This window comes from Metabacillus sp. B2-18, from assembly GCF_021117275.1.
GTDB lineage: Bacteria > Bacillota > Bacilli > Bacillales > Bacillaceae > Metabacillus.
In genome coordinates this window covers 1934690-1954565 of the sequence record NZ_CP088245.1, presented here as the reverse complement: position 1 = coordinate 1954565, position 19876 = coordinate 1934690, and the positions used below count along the sequence as shown (strand labels likewise).

At 34.6% G+C, this 19876-nt stretch carries 22 protein-coding genes; all 22 read right to left on the bottom strand.

The window, feature by feature from the left end:
• Nucleotides 1–52 precede the first annotated feature (52 nt).
• Nucleotides 53–553 (bottom strand): chemotaxis protein CheD, encoded by a 501-nt coding sequence (locus tag LPC09_RS09810; RefSeq protein WP_098796317.1) that lies wholly within the window; start codon nt 551–553, stop codon nt 53–55.
• Nucleotides 543–1184 carry a chemotaxis protein CheC gene (locus LPC09_RS09805; protein ID WP_098796316.1) on the bottom strand — a complete coding sequence of 214 codons (642 nt, stop codon included), beginning with the start codon at nt 1182–1184 and terminating at the stop codon, nt 543–545. Before LPC09_RS09805 ends, LPC09_RS09810 begins: the two co-directional genes overlap by 11 nt.
• A gap of 11 nt (nt 1185–1195) precedes the next feature.
• The gene (locus tag LPC09_RS09800) at nt 1196–1660 is read right to left on the bottom strand and encodes a chemotaxis protein CheW (protein WP_098796315.1); all 465 of its coding nucleotides are present in this window, start codon (nt 1658–1660) and stop codon (nt 1196–1198) included.
• 82 nt (nt 1661–1742) lie between these two features.
• Complete coding sequence (locus tag LPC09_RS09795; protein ID WP_098796314.1) at nt 1743–3770, bottom strand: chemotaxis protein CheA; 2028 nt, start codon at nt 3768–3770, stop codon at nt 1743–1745.
• Nucleotides 3771–3865: 95 nt separating this feature from the next.
• Complete coding sequence (locus tag LPC09_RS09790; RefSeq protein WP_098796313.1) at nt 3866–4966, bottom strand: protein-glutamate methylesterase/protein-glutamine glutaminase; 1101 nt, start codon at nt 4964–4966, stop codon at nt 3866–3868.
• A gap of 6 nt (nt 4967–4972) precedes the next feature.
• Entirely contained in the window at nt 4973–5839 is an 867-nt protein-coding gene (locus LPC09_RS09785) for a MinD/ParA family protein (protein ID WP_098796312.1), read from the bottom strand.
• A gap of 4 nt (nt 5840–5843) precedes the next feature.
• Nucleotides 5844–7004, bottom strand: a complete 1161-nt coding sequence (flhF, locus tag LPC09_RS09780; RefSeq protein WP_231309478.1) for a flagellar biosynthesis GTPase FlhF — start codon at nt 7002–7004, stop codon at nt 5844–5846.
• On the bottom strand, nt 7001–9037 hold the full coding sequence (gene flhA, locus LPC09_RS09775; RefSeq protein ID WP_098796310.1) for a flagellar biosynthesis protein FlhA: 2037 nt from the start codon (nt 9035–9037) through the stop codon (nt 7001–7003). The genes flhF and flhA overlap by 4 nt, the downstream gene beginning before the upstream one ends.
• 132 nt (nt 9038–9169) lie before the next feature.
• The gene (gene flhB, locus LPC09_RS09770) at nt 9170–10249 is read right to left on the bottom strand and encodes a flagellar biosynthesis protein FlhB (protein WP_231309477.1); all 1080 of its coding nucleotides are present in this window, start codon (nt 10247–10249) and stop codon (nt 9170–9172) included.
• Nucleotides 10236–11027 carry a flagellar biosynthetic protein FliR gene (gene fliR / locus LPC09_RS09765; RefSeq protein WP_098796308.1) on the bottom strand — a complete coding sequence of 264 codons (792 nt, stop codon included), beginning with the start codon at nt 11025–11027 and terminating at the stop codon, nt 10236–10238. The genes flhB and fliR overlap by 14 nt, the downstream gene beginning before the upstream one ends.
• A 1-nt stretch (nt 11028) precedes the next feature.
• Entirely contained in the window at nt 11029–11298 is a 270-nt protein-coding gene (gene fliQ, locus LPC09_RS09760) for a flagellar biosynthesis protein FliQ (protein ID WP_098796307.1), read from the bottom strand.
• 15 nt (nt 11299–11313) lie between these two features.
• The gene (fliP, locus tag LPC09_RS09755; RefSeq protein ID WP_098796306.1) at nt 11314–11979 is read right to left on the bottom strand and encodes a flagellar type III secretion system pore protein FliP; all 666 of its coding nucleotides are present in this window, start codon (nt 11977–11979) and stop codon (nt 11314–11316) included.
• Nucleotides 11972–12664: a flagellar biosynthetic protein FliO gene (locus LPC09_RS09750; RefSeq protein ID WP_098796305.1), complete on the bottom strand. Its 693-nt coding sequence runs from the start codon at nt 12662–12664 to the stop codon at nt 11972–11974. Before LPC09_RS09750 ends, fliP begins: the two co-directional genes overlap by 8 nt.
• A 13-nt stretch (nt 12665–12677) precedes the next feature.
• Nucleotides 12678–13040 carry a response regulator gene (locus LPC09_RS09745; RefSeq protein WP_098796304.1) on the bottom strand — a complete coding sequence of 121 codons (363 nt, stop codon included), beginning with the start codon at nt 13038–13040 and terminating at the stop codon, nt 12678–12680.
• A gap of 25 nt (nt 13041–13065) precedes the next feature.
• Nucleotides 13066–14325, bottom strand: a complete 1260-nt coding sequence (gene fliY, locus LPC09_RS09740; RefSeq protein ID WP_231309476.1) for a flagellar motor switch phosphatase FliY — start codon at nt 14323–14325, stop codon at nt 13066–13068.
• Entirely contained in the window at nt 14315–15313 is a 999-nt protein-coding gene (gene fliM / locus LPC09_RS09735) for a flagellar motor switch protein FliM (RefSeq protein ID WP_098796302.1), read from the bottom strand. The genes fliY and fliM overlap by 11 nt, the downstream gene beginning before the upstream one ends.
• Before the next feature lie 36 nt (nt 15314–15349).
• Entirely contained in the window at nt 15350–15778 is a 429-nt protein-coding gene (gene fliL / locus LPC09_RS09730; protein WP_098796301.1) for a flagellar basal body-associated protein FliL, read from the bottom strand.
• Complete coding sequence (locus LPC09_RS09725; protein WP_098796300.1) at nt 15771–15992, bottom strand: flagellar FlbD family protein; 222 nt, start codon at nt 15990–15992, stop codon at nt 15771–15773. Before LPC09_RS09725 ends, fliL begins: the two co-directional genes overlap by 8 nt.
• Before the next feature lie 50 nt (nt 15993–16042).
• Entirely contained in the window at nt 16043–17566 is a 1524-nt protein-coding gene (locus tag LPC09_RS09720; RefSeq protein WP_231309475.1) for a flagellar hook-basal body complex protein, read from the bottom strand.
• Nucleotides 17567–17645: 79 nt separating this feature from the next.
• Nucleotides 17646–18017: a TIGR02530 family flagellar biosynthesis protein gene (locus LPC09_RS09715; protein WP_098796298.1), complete on the bottom strand. Its 372-nt coding sequence runs from the start codon at nt 18015–18017 to the stop codon at nt 17646–17648.
• A 12-nt stretch (nt 18018–18029) separates the two neighbouring features.
• Nucleotides 18030–18464, bottom strand: a complete 435-nt coding sequence (gene flgD / locus LPC09_RS09710; protein ID WP_098796297.1) for a flagellar hook assembly protein FlgD — start codon at nt 18462–18464, stop codon at nt 18030–18032.
• 11 nt (nt 18465–18475) lie between these two features.
• Nucleotides 18476–19864 carry a flagellar hook-length control protein FliK gene (locus LPC09_RS09705; protein ID WP_231309474.1) on the bottom strand — a complete coding sequence of 463 codons (1389 nt, stop codon included), beginning with the start codon at nt 19862–19864 and terminating at the stop codon, nt 18476–18478.
• Nucleotides 19865–19876: the final 12 nt, after the last annotated feature.

The window sequence follows — 19876 nt, the reverse complement described above, 5'->3', positions numbered from 1 at the left end:
CTTTCAAAAACTTTCACACCCAGTAATAAATAACAAGCTAGGTTTTTATAAGTTAAATAATTTTCACACCTTGATTTACTGTTCTAATCATTAACTCACATGTTATTGGATCAAATTCAATGGTTCTTCCGCTATTACCACCAACATCTTCTTTTAGTAAAGGTATGTTATATGATTTAAGAACTTCTTTAACTGCTTCTACATTTCTTGGGCCGATTCTCATCATGTCACTAGTTGTTTGAAATTGGAACATTTGAGCACCACCAGCCATCTTAGCTTGTAAAGACCTCATTTTTGCTCCTGCTTCTACTAATTTGTCGATTAGTAATGGAACAGCAGTGTCTGCATATTTTGCCTGATTAATAGACGACTGATTTGCCAGTGTTGAATCTGGTAGCATAACATGAGCAAGTCCAGCTATTTGGTAGATCCTATCGAATAAAATAAGACCTACACAAGATCCTAATCCTGAGGTGCGAATTCGCTGTGGAGATTTCACTATATTTAAATCAGCAATCCCAACTTTAACAATTTCAATTGACTCATTCTTCATCTTTTACACCAAGCGCATCAAATAACTTTTTAAAGGAATCTGGATCTGGTAAGAGAAAGAAATGCCCTTTTACTGAATCTTTTTCTAACTGATCTTCTTCCTTAATTGCAGTGTCAATGATAATAGCAAAATCACCCGCATGTGATAACTCAATTAAACCGTGACTAATAACAGCACCAAACATATCAATTGTAAGTGCAGGAACTGAAGGATAGATTGTTAAATCTGTCAAATCAGATAATGATGATAAATATGATCCTGTTAAAATATTACCGAGTTCTTGAAATGCAGATAATCCTAATTCATTATATGGTGGTTCTTTTAACGAAAATTGATCATCGCCGATCAGCTGTTTTATAAAGCGTTCCGCTTGTTCAATGCTTAATACAAAGAATAAGGAGCCAGGGATATCACCTTCAATCCTTAAAAAGACACTGGCTATGACAACGTCAGGACCGCCTACCCATTCCATTAAGTCGTTAAAGGAAACAATCTTAACATCTGGTACATTCATATCTATCTTTTTTTCCAGCAACTTCGATAATGAAGTTGCTGAATGTCCAGCACCAATATTCCCTACTTCTTTTAAAATATCGATATGTGTAGATGAAATAAAATTAATATAATCCATTTAAATTCCCTCTATACACCGAGAAGAGAACGCTCGTCATTACTTTTCAGAACTTGTTCTAAATCAATCATAACAATTAACCTTTTATCTAATTTGGCTACTCCTTGAATATACTCAACTTCCACAGCCCCAACAACTTCTGGTGCAGGTTCAATAATGTCCTGATGAATATCAATAACATCATTTGCTGCATCTACAATAAACCCAACTTCCATATCTTCTTTGGAAACAATAATCATTCTTGTACTTTCAGTATCTTCGAGGTCTTTTAATCCAAATCTTTTGCGTAAATCTATAATAGGTGTTACAACTCCACGTAAATTAATTACTCCTTTAATATAAGAAGCTGTTCTTGGAACTCTAGTAATATGTTGAACTTTTTCAATAGAACGGACTTGTTGTACAGGAATTCCGTATTCCTCATCTTGTAATTGAAAAACAATGACTTTTAAGTCACCAGATATATGTTCACTCATCGTTTAATCCCCTCTCAAAAGAAAATATCAGCATCTTGATTTAAATAATAAGCTTAAAAAACAAACGTTCTAAATGAAGTCACTATTTTATTAAAGAATTACAATCAACGATTAACGCTACTTGACCATCACCTAAAATAGTAGCACCTGAGATGGCAAATACTGAGTTCAAGTAATTTCCAAGAGATTTTAGAACGATTTCCTGCTGACCAATGAAGGAGTCAACGACAAGTGCTGCCATTTTGTCACCTTTACGTACAATAATTAATGAAACAAAATCTTCATTTTCGCTTTCTTCTGGTACTTCAAAGATTTCAGATAAGAAGACTAACGGCACAATTTTCCCACGGAAATCAATTACTTTTTGATTATGTGCTTGTAGAATCTCATCTTTTTTAATAACAGCTGTTTCAATAATTGATGATAGTGGAATTGCATATTTTTCTTTACGTAATTCAACTAACATTACGGAGATAATCGATAATGTAAGCGGAAGTTGGATAGAGAAAAGTGATCCTTTTCCTTCCTGAGCATCTACTGATACCGTTCCTCCTAATGATTCAATCGTGCTTTTTACAACATCCAGTCCTACTCCACGACCAGAGATATCTGAAATTTGATCAGCAGTAGAGAATCCTGAAGAGAAAATCAATTCGTAAACTTGTTTATCAGTTAGTGTAGAAGCAACCTGCTCTGTTACTACTCCTCTATCTAATGCTTTCTTCAAGACTCGGTCACGACTAATTCCAGCACCATCATCTTCGATTTCAATGAAAACATGGTTTCCACTATGATAAGCTCTTAAAACAACATTACCTTCATCACTTTTACCATTTTTCACACGAACGTCCGGCATTTCTACACCGTGATCAATCGCATTTCGAAGTAAGTGAACTAATGGATCCCCAATCTCATCAATTACTGTGCGGTCAAGTTCTGTTTCTGCACCGAAAATTTCAAGATTTATTTTTTTGTTTAAATCTTTAGCAAGTTGTCTAATCATTCGTGGGAATCGGTTAAACACAGTTTCAACTGGTACCATTCGCATATTTAGGATAATATTCTGTAAATCTCCAGAGATACGAGACATTCTTTCTACAGTTTCATTAAGCTCATTATTGTTTAAATCTTTAGAAATTTGCTCTAATCTACCTCGGTCAATAACCAATTCTTCGAAAAGATTCATTAAAATATCCAAACGTTCAATATTAACACGTATTGTCTTAGTACTTGTAGCAGCAACCTGCTTTGTAGCTGTTTTAACCTGCTCTTTGGCTTGTACATGTTTTACTACTTCTTCCTCAGCTACCGTTAATTCTTGTTGAGAAGTTTCTTCATGAGCTTGTTTCATATTTTTTCCAACTACTACTATTGGTTGAACATTTACACTATCAATTTCAGAAACTTTCATTACCTTATTTTGAATATCTTCAGAAGAATCCTTTGTTACAATTGCAACAGTGAATTGATGATCAAATTTTTCTTCTTCTAATTGATCAACTGATGGAACGGACTTAATAACTTCACCAGCCTGCTCTAGAATTTCAAATACCATAAATACTCGAGCAGCTTTTAACAAACAATCTTCTCTTAAGGTTATCGTTAATTCAAATGCTGAAAATCCTTGTTCTTTAGATTGCTGAATAACGGCATTTTCATAATCATCATAATCTTGAATTGATTGTGAAAGAGTTACCTCGTTTGATGGTGATGACTCTTCTGCAACAGCTTCACCATTTTCAATTTTCTTCAACATTTCAACTACTTTTGAAACATCCTTCTTACCATCTCCACCTTCTGCTATAGAGAAAACCATTTCCTCTAAATCGTCAACAGAAGCAAATACAACATCAAGAATTTCAGCAGAAACAGATAGTTTTTCATTTCGAATAGCATCTAATACATTTTCCATTTGATGTGTTAAGCTAGCTAAATCTTCGTAACCCATTGTTGCACTCATTCCTTTGAGTGTATGTGCCGAACGGAAAATATCATTGACAATTGATAGATCAGTTGGGTTTTTCTCTAATTCTAGTAATTTCTCATTACAAGCTTGTAGATGCTCTTTACTTTCTTCAATAAAGACTTCTAGGTATTGATTCATTTCCATACGGTAACACCCCTAAGTATCAAGTTAAGTAATTTATTTATATTTGGAAAAATTATTATGATACACATCAAAACTAACACAGCGAAAAATGTTCTTTAACGCTGATTTGTCAAAAAGTTCATAATAGTCGCTGCTATATTCTCAACATTTTCAACTTTATCTACCAGATTTGTTGCCACTGCTGCTTTAGGCATTCCGTATACAACAGATGTCTGTTCAGATTCAGAAATAGCTTTTACCACTCCCGTTGACTTTAGCTTCTTCAAACCTTCTGAACCATCAGATCCCATTCCAGTCATGATTACAGCTACTTTGCGGTAATCATTTAGTTCGCTAATAGAATCAAACATCACATCTACAGAAGGACGATGTCCATTTTTTATTTCAGACTGGTCAATTTTAATAGTAAGTGATGTGCCTGTTTTTACTATTTTAAGATGAGATCCACCCGGTGCAATATAAGCTGTGCCTTTCTTTACTAATTCACCATTAACTGCTTCCTTCACTTCAATTGAAGAAATAGAGTTCAATCGACTAGCCAGTGAATGTGTGAAACCAGGAGGCATATGCTGAACAATAAAGATTGGAGCATCAATGTTTGCAGGTATTTTTGTTAATACATGTTGCAAAGCCCTAGGTCCTCCTGTTGAAGTCCCTATACAAACAATTGATGACTTAAGATGTTTTTTGTCGAAAGAAGTAGGGCTTTTGTAATCTGTTGAGTCTATTTTACTATATTCATTCACTGTAAGTGGAGTCTTTTTTTCCCTAAATCGACTTATTCTTTTATTTCGACATGATGAATTAGCTAAGATTACTTTTTCCTTCAATTCTTCCTTTACTTTATGAAGATCTAATGAAATAGCCCCAGAAGGTTTTGTGATGAAATCAAATGCCCCGTATTGTAGGGATAAAATCGTATTTTCAGCACCTTCTTTTGTAGTACTAGAAAGCATAATGACCGGACGAGGATATTTATTCATAATAACCTTTAGAGCTTCGAGTCCATTCAAAACAGGCATCTCAACGTCAAGGGTTATAACATCAGGATTTATCTCTTCGATTTTTGCTAGCGCATCTTCACCATTTCTAGCCGTTCCTACGACTTCAATGCTCTCATGTTCAACTAGAAAATCTGTAATAAGCTTTCTCATAAAAGCTGAATCATCCACTACCAGCACTCGTATTTTCCCCATTATTGTTTACCTACCCTTCATGAAGAAATTTTTTAATTTCGATATAAAAGGTGTTGAATCAACTACTTCTACATCAGTTGACTTTGTTCGAATAAAATCCTTTGAAATTGTTATTAAAGCTTTACTAGCCTGACAATTAGGTTGATATAATAATACTGGTTTTTGGTCAATAACAGCTTTCATGATCGTTGAATCGTCAGGTATGATACCTAATAATGAAACCTGGCGACTCAAAAATTGGGTAATCGTTTGTGCGAATCTGCTATAAGTAGAGTCACCAACCTTCTTGTTGAAAGCCCTATTTACTACAATTGAAAAGGGTATCGTTGGGTGGTTCAGACACACATGTTTAATAGCTGAATAAGCATCAGTCATTGATGTCGGCTCTGGAGTTGTAATAACAATAATTTCATCAACAGAAAGTAAAAAGCGCAAACTATCTTCTGAAATTCCGGCCCCCATATCAAAGATGATATAATCGTATACTTTAAATAAGAGATCTAACTGCTGTAGAAATCGTTGGAACTTTGTCTCATCAAGTTTGAAAATAGTTCCTAACCCACTACCACCAGAAATATACTCCAATCCATCTGGTCCAGTTGAAATAATATCAGTAAGTGATAAATCTTTTTGGAAAAAGTCAACAATTGAATATTTCGAACTTTCGCCTATTAGGATATCAATGTTACCCATACCTATATCTAAATCAAATAATAAAACTCGTTTATTTTCTTTTTGTAAAGCCAGTGAAAAATTAAGGGAAAAATTTGATTTACCAACCCCGCCTTTTCCACTCATTACCGCAATTGACTTGGCTTGAGATTTTAGGCTATTTAGTCTTTGTCTTAAACGTTCTGCTTGATCATTTACCATTTGATTACCTCAACATTTGTTCGACTATACGTTCTCGTGAAGCTGCTTCAATATCATCTGGGACATCTTGACCATGGGTCGTATAGGCAATCCCTTTATTTGTCTTTATCATGACATCAAACAATGTTCCTCTTGTTGCTGTTTCGTCTAACTTTGTAAAGATAAGTTTACTTATTGGAATGACAGAAAATTGTTCATATACCGCTAACATATCTGAAGATTTTGCTGTAGCAGCAAGAACAAGATACGTTTCCATTTCCTCATTAAAATCAATAATCTTTTCTAAATCAGAAACATACTTTTCTTCTAAAAAATTTCGTCCTGCAGTATCGATAAATACATAATCATACATAGAAAGTTTCTTTTTAGCTTCTTTAAAATCTTCAATTGTATAACAAACTTCCATTGGAACGTCTAAAATTTTTGCATATGTTTTTAACTGTTCAATAGCCGCAATTCTATAAGTGTCAGTTGTGATAAAAGCAACTTTTTTCTTCTTTTGTAACACACATTCAGCTGCTAATTTCGCTAAGGTAGTTGTTTTACCTACTCCTGTTGGGCCAATAACATTAATGTATTTCTTTTTATAAGAAATACCACCAAACTCAAGATTGGAAATACGGCTAGCAAAGAGTTCCATTTGTTTCTTAAATAGCTGTTCAACTGTGACGTCACCCTTTTTGTTATACCAATATTCCAAAAGTTCACCCATAATTTGAGCTCTTATAGATGAACTAATATCTTGTTTAATCATCTTTTGTAAAATTAGTTGAAGCGGTTCAGGGTATTGTCCCATTTTTTCATCACTGGAAATGGTTTGAACAAGTCGCTTCAACTCATTTATTTCGTCTAAAAGGGGCTTGTGATCAGTTACTTTTTCAACTGGTTTTGGTGTGCTTTGATTTGCTGGCTCAGAATTGAACTTTGTTTGTGGTACTGTGTTTTCTTGAACAATTGCTTTTGTTTCTTTCTTTGGCTGCTGATCTACTTGTACTTCCGGATCCATAGCAGCAATCACTTCGATCTTTTTTTTAGTAAAAAGACCTAGAAAACCACCTGTTTGAATACTTTTGGAAATCAAAATAACTGCATCATTACCCATTTCAGCACGGATTTTTTTCATTGCTTCTTGCATAGATGGTGCGACATATTTTTTTACCTTCATTCGACGTTTACCACCCCAATACTTTGTACTTCGACATTTGCTTCTAGTTCATTATATGACAATATAGGTACCTGAGGGAAATAACGATCTGTTAGCTGTCTAACATACATTCTCACTGCAGGTGAACATAATACAATTGGTGTTTGTTGTTGAAGTGATAGCATTTCAATTTCTTTTGCTATAGCTTCAATAAGTTGTTGTGAAACATCCGGGCTTAATGATAAATAATTTCCGTGCTCTGTTTGCTGGACACCTTCTGCTATAAGTTTTTCTACCCTACCTGATAAGGTGACAACCTTCATCATTTGTTCCTGATCAGCATATTGGGAAGTAATTTGTTTAGCTAACGCTTGTCTAACATATTCTCCTAATAGTTCCGTATCCGAAGTCATTTTTCCGAAATCTGCTAATGTTTCAAAGATAATTGGTAAGTTTCGAATAGATACCTTTTCTCTCAAAAGCTTTGCAAGAACTTTTTGAATATCCCCAATTCCAAGTGGTGAAGGTGTTACTTCTTCCACTAAAATTGGGTAAGATTCTTTTAAGTGATCTATTAATTGTTTTGTTTCTTGTCGACCTAATAGCTCATGTGCATGTTGTTTAATAATCTCTGTAATGTGTGTAGAAACAACAGATGGTGGATCTACTACCGTATATCCATACATTTCCGCCGTATCCTTCATTTCTTCTGTAATCCATTTTGCAGGCAAACCAAACGAAGGCTCAATGGTATCAATTCCTTCAATTGAATCATCTTCAATTCCTGGTGCCATTGCTAAATAATGATCAAGAAGAATCTCGCCTTTGGCTAATTCATTTCCTTTTATCTTTAATCGATACTCATTAGGTTGCAACTGTATGTTATCCCGTATACGTACAACAGGAATAACGATACCTAATTCAATTGCTAATTGTCTACGAATCATAACTACACGGTCTAAAAGATCCCCACCTTGATTTGTATCGGCAAGAGGAATTAATCCATATCCGAATTCAAATTCAATTGGATCAATATTCAATAGATTTACCACACTCTCAGGGCTTTTCATTTCATCCATTTCTATTTCTTGTTCCAACTCTTCTTCATCCGGAATTTCTTGAGCTTTTGATCTTGTAATCATATAGCCACCAAAAGCTAAAAGACCTGCGATCGGTAATGTTAATAAAATACCGATTGGAGTAAAGATTCCTAATAGAAAGATCGTCCCTGCCGCTACGTAAAGCATTTTCGGATAAGCAAAAAGTTGTGAAGTAATATCAGTACCTAGATTACCTTCCGAAGCTGCTCTTGTTACAACAATACCTGTTGCAGTGGAGATTAGAAGTGCAGGTATTTGACTCACGATTCCATCTCCAACTGTTAACATTGTAAAATGAGAAGCCGCTTCACCAATCGGCATTCCTAATTGCATCATACCGATAATGATTCCAAATAACATATTTATAAGAACCATGATAATACCAGCGATCGCATCACCTTTAACGAATTTACTAGCACCATCCATTGCTCCGTAAAAATCTGCTTCATTTGCAATTTTATCTCGACGCTCACGTGCCTGTTGTTCAGAGATCATTCCTGCATTTAAATCAGCATCAATACTCATTTGTTTACCTGGCATTGCATCGAGTGTAAAACGGGCAGCAACCTCTGATACACGTTCAGATCCCTTTGTAATAACAACAAATTGGATCACAATTAAGATAGTAAAAACAACAAAACCTACAAGAACATTCCCACCGGTAACAAAAGTACCAAATGTTTCAACAACCTTACCTGCATCTCCTTCGGCAAGAATGGCTCTTGTTGTTGAAACATTTAACCCTAAACGGAAAAGTGTTAAAAGCAGTATTAAAGATGGAAAAATTGAAAACTGTAATGGCTCGTTCATATTCATTGACGTAAGAATGACCAATAACGCAAGAGAAATATTAATAATAATTAAAAAGCTCAATAACCAGCCCGGGAACGGAATGATCAGCATTGCTACTATTAAGATAACACTAAGTAATACAGATAAATCTTTTCCGGACATGTTGTTTATCTCTCCTTAAAACCCATTCTATCTATCTTTATCTGTGTTAACACACCTTCTAAGATTTCCACTTCAGGCATCCTTCATTAAGTTTCTAGTTTGCCTTTTATAACAAAATCTATAAATTTATAACTAAATTGATTTAGCTTGATAAACATAGGCAATAATTTCTGCAACCGCCTGGAAAAACTCATCAGGAATTGCTTGTCCAATATCCACTTGGGCATATAAGGCCCTTGCCAATGGTCGATTTTCCACCATGACAACATCATTTGCTTTAGCAATTTCTTTTATTTTCTGTGCAACAAGATCCACGCCCATTGCTACAACAAAGGGTGCATCCATTTTTGTTTCATCATATTTTAAAGCAATCGCATAGTGAGTGGGATTCGTAATGACTACATCGGCATTTGGAACATCCTGCATCATACGTCTCATTGCCATCTCACGTTGTCTTTGCTTAATTTTCGATTTAATAAGGGGGTCACCTTCAGATTTTTTATATTCATCCTTTATGTCTTGTTTCGACATTTTTAGGTTTTTTTCATAATCGTAGCGCTGATAAAGATAGTCTAATAGTGACAATAGCAATAAAGCTGCTGAGGCAAACAACCCCATTTTTACTGTTAAAGTAGCAATATATATTAAAGATTGTTCAACTGTCATATGTGACAATCGTAAAACATTCTCAATATCTAACCAAAGAACAGAAAAAGTAACAAACCCGACAAATGTAATCTTCAATAATGATTTTAATAATTCAACAATGGCACGCATTGAATAAATACGCTTAAAGCCCTGAATTGGATCTAATTTATTTAACTTCATTTGAATAGCTTCAGTTGAAAATAAGAACCCTACTTGTAAATAATTAGCCAAAATACCAGCAACTAAAGCAACCCCCATTACAGGTGCCAGAATAATAGCAGACTGATAAGCTGATGTAATAAATAAGTCATGAACATTTTGATCTGATAGTTCAATAAGCAAATAATCTTGAAAAGTTCCTCTCATCATAAGCAGGATACGATCTCTCATAAATGCGCCAATGAATAAAAACGATAAAAATATTGCTAAAAGTGATATTGCTGTAATAACATCCGCACTTTTAGCTACTTGTCCTTTTTTCCTTGCATCTTGCTTTTTTCGTGGTGTGGCTTTTTCCGTTTTCTCTCCAGCAAAAAACTGTAAATCTAATCTAAGAAGATTCATTGCCTCCACCTCCGAACAACTCCATAAGTCCTCTCATTGTATAAGTCATTGTTTCAAATAACTGCTGCATCAGCATAAATAAAGCTCCCATAACTAAAATTAACATGATAAAACTTACACCAATTTTTAATGGCAAACCAACAACGAAAATGTTTAACTGAGGCACAGTTCTAGCTACTATTCCTAAAGCAATATCAACTAAAAATAGTGAGCCTACTACCGGGATAGACATTTGAAATGCAATGATAAACATTGAATTAAATGACTCAACAATAAATTCAATAACACTTTCTTCACCCATTGGAAGAAAAGGTTGATCAATAGGGACAAATTGGTAGCTATAAAAAACTCCGTCAAGCAATAAATGATGAGCATTTGTTGTAATCATAAATAAGAGAACAAATGTGTATAAAAATTGACCAACAAGAGGACTTTGTGCTCCTGTTTGCGGATCAATTACATTCGCTATCGCAAAACCCATCTGGAAATCAATAAAACTTCCGGCAATTTGTATTGCAGCAAGGATAAAATACGCTGAAAATCCGATTGTTAATCCCAAAAGCACTTCTTTTAATATCAGCATAATATATTGCCCATTCACTTCAATAGCAGGAGGATCTATTGAGAAAAACATAATCCACGCTAAAAAGAAGGAAAAACCAATTTTATGAGTATTAGGAATATTGCGGTATGAGAAGAAAGGCATTGTAACGAAAAATGCTGTAATTCTCATAAAAATCAAAAGAAAAGCCGGATAATTCTCTAGTATTGTGATCATTCTAGCCCACAAACCTATTTAAGTTTCCGAATATATCTTGTGCATAGGATACTAGAGTTGAAAGCATCCAAGGCCCAAAAAAGATTAGCCCCACCAAAACAGCAACGATTTTCGGGATAAACGCAAGAGTTTGCTCTTGAATTTGAGTTGTAGCCTGAAAAATACTAACAACAAGACCGATAACCAAGGCTAATAGTAATAATGGTCCACAAATAATTAACGTTGTGTATACGGCTTTTTCTGCTAAGGAAATAACAAATTCTGAACTCATTCGTTCACACCCATTCTAAAAACTTTGTAACAATGATTTAATAATCAAATACCAACCATCAACTAAAACAAATAATAATATTTTAAAAGGTAATGAAATCATAACTGGAGGAAGCATCATCATACCCATTGACATAAGAATACTTGCGACAACCATATCAATAACTAAGAAAGGTATAAATATCATAAATCCAATTTGAAATGCTGTCTTAATCTCACTAATGGCAAAAGCGGGTACAAGTGCTGTTAAAGGAATATCCTCTACTGATTCTGGTTGCTCAATTCCAGCATAATTTAAAAATAACGCCAAATCTTTTTGCCTTGTATGTTTACTCATAAACTCTTTAAATGGAATTGCAGCTCGATCATAAGCTTCTTCTAACGTAATTTCCTCATTAAAAAGAGGCGTTAACGCCTGCTCGTTTACCTGTGAAAAAGTTGGTGCCATTATAAAGAAGGTTAGAAATAGCGCGATTCCAATCAAAATTTGATTTGGTGGCATAGATTGTGTTGCAAGAGACGTTCGAACAAAGGATAAAACAATGATTATTCTTGTAAAACAAGTCATTAAGATTAATATACTAGGTGCTATCGATAAAACTGTTAGTAATAAAAGGAGCTTTACAGAGGTGCTGACATCTTCAGGGTTGCTATTGTTAAAAAACTCCATAAACTCATTCATGCTTGTCTAAACCCTTTCTTTCAATATCCTCAATCTGTTTTGTCCGCTCTTTTTTCATTTTTTCCAATTGTTCACTTAACTTTGTTGAAAATGTCATTGTTGACTCATTATGTTTCTGTCCTTTTGCACCTTGTTGAATAAATGAGAACACTTTTTGAATTAAGTCTTTTGATTCAACAACTCGTTCTTGCTTTAGCTCAAACTCCTGAATAATCCTCTTATTTTCTTCTTCATCATTGATTTCCGTTAACAGAGAAATTGACTCTCCTACACCAACAACTAAAACTCTGTCACCTATTTTCACCATTTGTACTGATTTGTTTTGCCCTACATTTGTACCGCCAAGATTAACAATTGCTTGTCCTTGCTGAAAAACTCTGTTTCGCTTTGTAACAAACTTTAATAAAAAATAGACGAGAAAAAGAACGATTCCAAGTGCAAAGAACATTTTAATAAAATCAAATGCAGTGACAGATAAAGCATCACCTTGAACATTTTCATCCGGACTTACTTGCTTATCTTCAACAATGTTTGTCTCGTCAGGTTTTTGCGTTTGTTCTTCATCAGTCAGATTTTCATATACACTTTTGTTCGAAGAATCCTCCGCAAGCACATTTGATGCAGCTTGCGGAGAGAATAAAATAAGAGCTAATAAAATCAAGATGACGTAGTTTCTACGAAGCAATGTCACTCCACCTTTAGCTTAAAGTTTTTCCAATCGCCTCTAATACACGGTCTGCTTGGAATGGCTTAACAATAAAATCCTTTGCTCCAGCTTGGATTGCATCAATAACCATTGCTTGCTGCCCCATCGCTGAACACATAATAACTTTTGCATTGCTGTTTAATTTCTTTATTTCTTTTAACGCTGCGATCCCATCCATTTCAGGCATTGTAATATCCATTGTTACCAAGTCTGGTTGAAGTTCTTTGTATTTTTCTACAGCTTGAGCTCCATCTGCTGCTTCAGCAACTACTTCATATCCGTTTTTAGTTAAAATATCTTTAATCATCATTCTCATAAAAGCTGCGTCGTCTACAATCATAATCTTGTGTGCCATAGTTTCCCCACTCCTACTATATTAATTATTTAAGTTTGTTTAAACGTTCAGATTGACTAATAATATCCGTAACACGTACTCCAAAATTCTCATCAATTACTACAACTTCACCTTTTGCCACAATTTTATTGTTAACTAAAATATCAACATGCTCTCCAGCTAACTTGTCCAATTCAATAATAGAACCAGATGATAATTCAAGAATTTCCTTTACAGAACGTTTTGTTCTACCAAGTTCAACTGTTACTTTTAGAGGGATGTCTAAAAGCATATCAAGATTCTGAATATCTTGTTGTTGATATTGCACAGGTTCAAAACTAGCAAATTCAGCTGGTTTCACATTCACTGTTGGCTGCTGAGGTCTCGGCGGTTGAGCATATTGTGGTGGTGGAGCATGCATCTGCTGATTAGGCTGCCCCATATATGGTTGTTGTGTTTGTTGATACATTGGTTGTTCATATTGTTGCTGTTGTTGATACATTGGTTGCTGTGGAACTGGTTGTTCATACTGGTGCTGCTGTACTGTTGGCTGAGGAATAGTCTCTTCCTCTTTCACTGCTTCAGCTGTAACAGCAACCTCTTGTGATGGGTTAATTAATTGATCAATTAAATCTTTAGCAAAATATAAAGGTAATAATTGCATGATATTCGAATCAATTAATGTACCAATTTTCAGTCTGAATGATACTTGAACTAACAAGTCTTCATTCGGAATAGTATTAGCTTCCTCAGTCTCATTTACATCTAGGAGCTCAACTGTTGGGGGTGAAATATCTACTTTTTTATTGAAGATAGTAGACATTGATGTTGCGGCTGAACCCATCATTTGGTTCATCGCCTCCTGAACAGCACTTACTTGAATGTCTCCAAGCATATCATCAGGATTTGTCCCATCTCCACCCATCATTAAATCAGCAATAATGGCTGCATCACTTTGTTTAATGACTAAAATGTTACTTCCAGAAAAACCCTCTGTATAATTCACCTCAATTGCCACATAAGGATGTTGGAATTGATCTCCAAGCTTATTTTTATGAACAACTGAAACACTCGGTGTTGTAATTTCAACCTTTTGTTGAAGTAGTGTAGATAAAGCTGTTGCAGAACTACCGAAAGAAATGTTTCCAATTTCACCAATGGCATCTTCTTCCATATCACTAAAGTAATCTTCGTTCTTTAGTTCAGCTTTGTCATTTGTATCAGCAGGAGTTTCTTCTTCGTCAACACTTGATCCTTTTAATAAAGCATCAATTTCATCCTGAGATAACATATCATTACTCACCATCTTCGTCACCTCTCGATAAGTGGTCAATAATTTGAACCGCTAATTTTTTGTTTAATTTCCCTGGTTGTCCAGTAAACTTTGGCTTGTCACCTATTGTAACCACCAATGGTTGATCAATGGTACGATCTAATTGAATGACGTCTCCAGGTTGTAATTGAAGAAAATCTTGAATAGATAAATCAGATGATCCCAATTCTGCAGACACTGTGAGATCAGCAAGATTAATTTGCTTTTTCAAAGCATCAATCTCGTTTTGCTTAGGCTCTTTTCGATCAGACTGCATCCAATAATGTACAGAAAGCTTTGGGATGATTGGCTCCAAAACTACATGCGGGATACATAAATTTATCATTCCGCTCGTTTCTCCCACTTGAATATTCAATGATATAACAACAACTGTTTCATTCGGAGAAACCATCTGTAAAAATTGAGGATTCACTTCAAAATCTGCCATTACAGGATCAATTTCAACTAAAGAATCCCAAGCTTCTTGGTAGTTTTCTAGTGATTTTTCAAAGATATTTGAAATAATTTTTGTTTCTATTTCGGTTAAATTTTCAATTTTATTAACACTAGCACCGATACCACCCATAATTCGATCCATCATAGCGTATGCTATATTAGGATTCACTTCCATTAATACTCTACCTTCCAAAGGGTGAACTTCAAATATATTTAAAACAGTCATCTTTGGAATAGATCGAATAAATTCTTCATATGGCAATTGGTCAACAGAACCTACAGTTATTTGTATATACGTTCTTAATTGAGCTGAAAAGTGTGTTGTTAATAATCTCGCAAAGTTGTCATGAATTCGGGTTAAACTTCGAATTTGATCTTTTGAGAACCGCAAAGCACGTTTAAAATCATAGACCTTAACTTTTTTATTGGATTCTTCCTTTTTTAATTCATCTGCATCCATTTCACCTGTTGAAATAGCAGACAGCAAGGCATCAATTTCACTTTGTGATAAAATATCACCTGCCAAAGTTTTCACCTCCCACTAAAATTTGTTAGTCATTTATTATTGAAGGATATAGGAAGTGGTATAAACCTTATTGACCTTGCCTTCTTGCATCAACTCATTAACTTTCACTTTAATTGTATCTTTTAGTTTGTTCATACCTTCAGTACCATCAAGCTGATCTGCGTTCATATTTGCCAATTCAGAAATGATAATATCACGAACTTGAAACTCGCGTTGTGTTAATTCTTCTTTGGCCTTTTTTGAGTCTGTTTCAATTTTAAATGATAAGCGTACTATATTACCACTGGATAAATTTGTGGTTATTTCCGGTATATCTACAGATGCCTCAACCACCTCTTTAATTGGAGGTGCTTTATGCTCATCTTCATCTCCAAGAAATTTTGTAACAACAACTAAGGCTGTAACCCCAATTAATGTTATAGAACTTATAATGACAAGCATTATCGTTAAAAGCTTCTTATTCATCTTCCAAGACCTCCGAGTCTTTTCTCAGCGACAATACATTGATATTTCTATAGAAGGAAGAGATCTTTGTTCGAACCTCTTGTTCATTCTCCTTCACAACATATTTGTGACCATTTGTTAGAGTAATTGTTGTGTCAGGAAATGATTCAATTACCTCAATATATAATGCATTTAAGGTAAATGATTTACCATTCAACCTAGTAACTTGAATCATATTTACAGGAGCTGAGTAGCCGAGCTATATATCAGCCCCTTCCCCCCTTATTAACGTTTTAGGTTCACTAATTCTTGAAGTATTTCGTCTGATGTTGTAATGATTTTTGTATTTGATTGGAATCCACGTTGCGCAACGATCATTTCAGTGAACTCTTCAGATAAGTCTATGTTTGACATTTCTAGTGCACCGGCAACGATTGAAGCAACTCCGTTAGTCCCTGGTGCAAAAAGCTCATTTAATTGAATTCCATTAGCATTTTTATCAACTGATCCTGAGTTGGAAGATTCTCTGAATAAGTTTCCACCAGCTTTTTCAAGACCACCTGCGTTAGCAAAGTTTGCTAAGCGGATTTGTCCAGCTACCTTTAATTGACCACTGCTATTTACGAAAGAAACTGTTCCGTCAGGTCCAATCGAGAAGCTTTGAGCGTCAAGTGGGATTTGGATAAGTCCTGCTTCTCCGCTTAGGCTGTCAGACCAAGTTGGTTTGAGTAAGGCTTCAGCTGCATTTTCATAATTAACGACTGATTGAGCTACTTGCTCTAAATCAACTTTGAAGTTTGATATTTTATCCATTAGAGCTTTAACTGTATCAAGATCAGTTGTTGCAGCAGTTCCCGAAGCAACTACATTTGCTGGATATTCATTAGCTTGTAGCTGTCTAACTGATGTACTTATTTCGCTAACAATCTCAGTGATAGGTGTAGTACTATTAAATCCATTTGTTGCATCCGAGATACTCTTGTTAATCATAGCAATTGCTTCTGTTGCAACATTTGTATCGTTAAATGCCATAGCAATATTTTTAAAACCATTATTATTATAAGGTCCAGTACCATCTACAAAATTCTTGAAGTCCGCATGAGCAGTTGTAAGAGCATTATGAGCGGACGCAACATTCATACCAGTTGATACAGCATCGTTGTATTCATTATAAGCACTAAGTAATGTATCTGTTTTCTTTTCTAATAACTTCACAGCATTTGTAATGTTTTTATATGATCCTTCAAATTGGGTAATACTTGTAAGAGCGTTATTCCCTTTAGTTATATGATCAGCTGTTGGAGGCGTTTTTTCACCTGTTTCACCAACTAAATAGTAACCATCTGAAGTTACTAAGTAACCTCTATCATCCATATAAAAGTTTCCAGCTCTTGTATAACTAAGATTCATAGCACGGTCAATAGCCCCAGTAATTTTGTTGTTCCCCACTTGATTCCCTCGGTCAACACCAACACGTGCCAAATCAGATATAGTAGCTACAGGGAAGAATCCATCTCCAGAAAGAGCCAAATCAAGTGTTCTTGCCGTTGTTTGAGTTGCTCCTGTTGTATGAATAACATCGACAGAAGAAGCTTGAGATCCTAAACCAACTTGCTGAGCATTTGTTCCCCCACGTGCACCGTTTGCAGCACCTGCACCTGATATTTGTTGGCTAATTAAATCTTTAAAAGTTGAACGAGATTTTTTATAGCCGTACGTATTAACGTTTGCGATGTTATTCCCGATAACATCTAGCTTCATTTGAAAGTTTTTCATACCACTGATACCTGAGTACATTGAACGTAACATTTACTTTCCTCTCCCTTGTATATTGGATTTTGTTGTTTCAGTCGATCCACAACATAAGCTTCCTAGTAGGGCCAGCTTTTTAATCCATAATAATTGTTCCATTTATATTGGTAAAAATTTGAGATTTTGCTTCGTCTATATTCATTGCTGTAACAACAGTGTTATTTTTTGCACTTACGATTAAAGCAGCATCATGCAAGATGACAAGTGAATCCGTCACACCTTTATGGCTTGCCTCCTGCACTTTTTCCTCGATCAAATTCCATTCATTATCAGAGATATGTATATCTCTTTGTTGAATTCTTTCTTGTGCATGTTTACTAATCTTTAAAGTTGGGTTTTGCAACTCACTAAGAACTTCTTTAAATGAAGTATTAGATTTTAAGGGATTAGTTCTGGATTTTATTAAATCTAATGTTTGTGAAGTAACAGGTTTAATAGGTAAAGTCATCAACACACCCCCTTACTCAGGCTGGCTGATTTTTGTAACTAAATCACTCGTAATTTCTTTCCCATTATCAAGTTCAAGAATTATGCTATTGTTTTTTTGTTTAATTGCTTTTACAACTCCAGTTTGTATAGCCTCTTCAGCACCTGAATCTGACCATTCAATAGATTTACCAATCATCTCTGAATATTTTAAAATAGAATCCGTTGTTGCTTTTTGTGTATCTAAAAACTTTTGCATCAGGGAATTCATATTGGTTATCTGTTCAAGTGATGAAAAGTTAGCCATCTGTGAAATAAATTCTTTATCTTCCATTGGGTTTAATGGATCTTGGTTTTGAAGTTGTGTCATAAGTATTTTCAAAAATTCATCTTTTCCAAGATTGGATCCAGAACTACGAGTTTTTGTATTATTTGACAATAATAAACTTGGATCTATAGATACAGACATAAGCAGCCTCCTTAAATTGAAATGTTTAATGCATCATTTAGTGAATCTTTAAAGTTCACATTATTTTGTTCTTCTTGATCGGAATTTTCATTTTGATTGCTATGTTCTTTTCCTTGTTTAGGATCTTTATTTTCTCTTAGGAATTTAGAGGAATCATCAGTAAAAACTTCAAATCTCTCAAACTCTATATTTACATTAGGTAATGCCTGCCTTAGTTGAGATCCACTATGTTCTAACAATTCCTTTGCTGATTGTGTGGCAGCAATGATTTTAGCAACCATTTCACCATTCTGTTGTTGAACAATTCTGATTGTAATGGACCCAAGATGCTCTGGAGTCAAATTAATAACCAAACGGCTTGTGCCATTGTTAAATTGAGAGAGTCTACTATTTTTCAGTAACTCGATCATTTTATTTGTAAATTCTTCTTTCGTCGAAGTTAATAAATTTGTATTTTTATTTTCACCAACGGTCATAAGCTGATCTTTTTGTACGAATTTATCTAATTGAATAGAAAAAGTTTCTTCAGGAACAGAAGCTGAATTTAATGAAAGACCTGAGTTATGTTGACTAGCAACTAAATCTTTATTAAATGAATGATTTTGATCAGTATTTTCTGCTGAATCTACCACAGTCATTAGCTTTGTCAGCAGTTCCTTAACTTTAGATAAATCATCTGATGAAAGTATCTGCTTTAAGTGATCAGCTACATCAGAATCAGCTAATAAAGAGTCTTTAAGCAAATTTTTGGCGTAATTTGCTTCGGATGGATTTTCCATTAAGCCTAGTAGTTTACTATAATAACGTAAATCATCTAAAACTTGTTCACTTGCAGTGCTAATAATCATTTGACCTTCCAATAAAGCTTTATCTTCCTTACTCATATTTTCTAGAGCAAAAAATATATGATCGAAGTTAAGATCTTCTGCTGGAGAAAAGCTTGGAAACTCACTTTCTAATAATGCATGTAAATTTCCCAATAATGGAGTCATGTCAACAGAACCGTCCGTTTTAGCTATATCTTCTATTTTTATAGCCAAGGCTAAGATACTAATCCCAATTGGAAGTTTATCTGATGAGTTTAATAAGTCTTCTAAAGATGTAAACTGATTTAATAGCTCATTCATACTTGTTTGTATACTTGAAAGATCTTCTTCAGATAGATCGTTAATGGTTGTGTCTTTACCTAGCTGATCCCCTAGAATTTCTTGTATCTCATTCTTAACTCCTGTTAATAAATCCTTTTTTTGTACATCTTGTTTAGGGGTAACAGCAGTTGGCTGTCCATGATGGGAATGTTGTACAGAAAATATAAAATCTTTAAAGCTACTGCTCGTACTGTTCTGATTCGTCTTTTTTGGTGAAAAACTTTGAGCGTCAAACAAATTTGCGATTTTCACATTTCCACCTCC

What these genes read in the sequence shown, in the direction of transcription:
- LPC09_RS09810 (WP_098796317.1), bottom strand. Translation starts at nt 553, where the DNA reads ATGAAGAATGAGTCAATTGAAATTGTTAAAGTTGGGATTGCTGATTTA.
- LPC09_RS09805 (WP_098796316.1), bottom strand. Translation starts at nt 1,184, where the DNA reads ATGGATTATATTAATTTTATTTCATCTACACATATCGATATTTTAAAA.
- LPC09_RS09800 (WP_098796315.1), bottom strand. Translation starts at nt 1,660, where the DNA reads ATGAGTGAACATATATCTGGTGACTTAAAAGTCATTGTTTTTCAATTA.
- LPC09_RS09795 (WP_098796314.1), bottom strand. Translation starts at nt 3,770, where the DNA reads ATGGAAATGAATCAATACCTAGAAGTCTTTATTGAAGAAAGTAAAGAG.
- LPC09_RS09790 (WP_098796313.1), bottom strand. Translation starts at nt 4,966, where the DNA reads ATGGGGAAAATACGAGTGCTGGTAGTGGATGATTCAGCTTTTATGAGA.
- LPC09_RS09785 (WP_098796312.1), bottom strand. Translation starts at nt 5,839, where the DNA reads ATGGTAAATGATCAAGCAGAACGTTTAAGACAAAGACTAAATAGCCTA.
- flhF (WP_231309478.1), bottom strand. Translation starts at nt 7,004, where the DNA reads ATGAAGGTAAAAAAATATGTCGCACCATCTATGCAAGAAGCAATGAAA.
- flhA (WP_098796310.1), bottom strand. Translation starts at nt 9,037, where the DNA reads ATGTCCGGAAAAGATTTATCTGTATTACTTAGTGTTATCTTAATAGTA.
- flhB (WP_231309477.1), bottom strand. Translation starts at nt 10,249, where the DNA reads ATGAATCTTCTTAGATTAGATTTACAGTTTTTTGCTGGAGAGAAAACG.
- fliR (WP_098796308.1), bottom strand. Translation starts at nt 11,027, where the DNA reads ATGATCACAATACTAGAGAATTATCCGGCTTTTCTTTTGATTTTTATG.
- fliQ (WP_098796307.1), bottom strand. Translation starts at nt 11,298, where the DNA reads ATGAGTTCAGAATTTGTTATTTCCTTAGCAGAAAAAGCCGTATACACA.
- fliP (WP_098796306.1), bottom strand. Translation starts at nt 11,979, where the DNA reads ATGAATGAGTTTATGGAGTTTTTTAACAATAGCAACCCTGAAGATGTC.
- LPC09_RS09745 (WP_098796304.1), bottom strand. Translation starts at nt 13,040, where the DNA reads ATGGCACACAAGATTATGATTGTAGACGACGCAGCTTTTATGAGAATG.
- fliY (WP_231309476.1), bottom strand. Translation starts at nt 14,325, where the DNA reads ATGGTGAGTAATGATATGTTATCTCAGGATGAAATTGATGCTTTATTA.
- fliL (WP_098796301.1), bottom strand. Translation starts at nt 15,778, where the DNA reads ATGAATAAGAAGCTTTTAACGATAATGCTTGTCATTATAAGTTCTATA.
- LPC09_RS09725 (WP_098796300.1), bottom strand. Translation starts at nt 15,992, where the DNA reads ATGATTCAAGTTACTAGGTTGAATGGTAAATCATTTACCTTAAATGCA.
- LPC09_RS09720 (WP_231309475.1), bottom strand. Translation starts at nt 17,566, where the DNA reads ATGTTACGTTCAATGTACTCAGGTATCAGTGGTATGAAAAACTTTCAA.
- LPC09_RS09715 (WP_098796298.1), bottom strand. Translation starts at nt 18,017, where the DNA reads ATGACTTTACCTATTAAACCTGTTACTTCACAAACATTAGATTTAATA.
- flgD (WP_098796297.1), bottom strand. Translation starts at nt 18,464, where the DNA reads ATGTCTGTATCTATAGATCCAAGTTTATTATTGTCAAATAATACAAAA.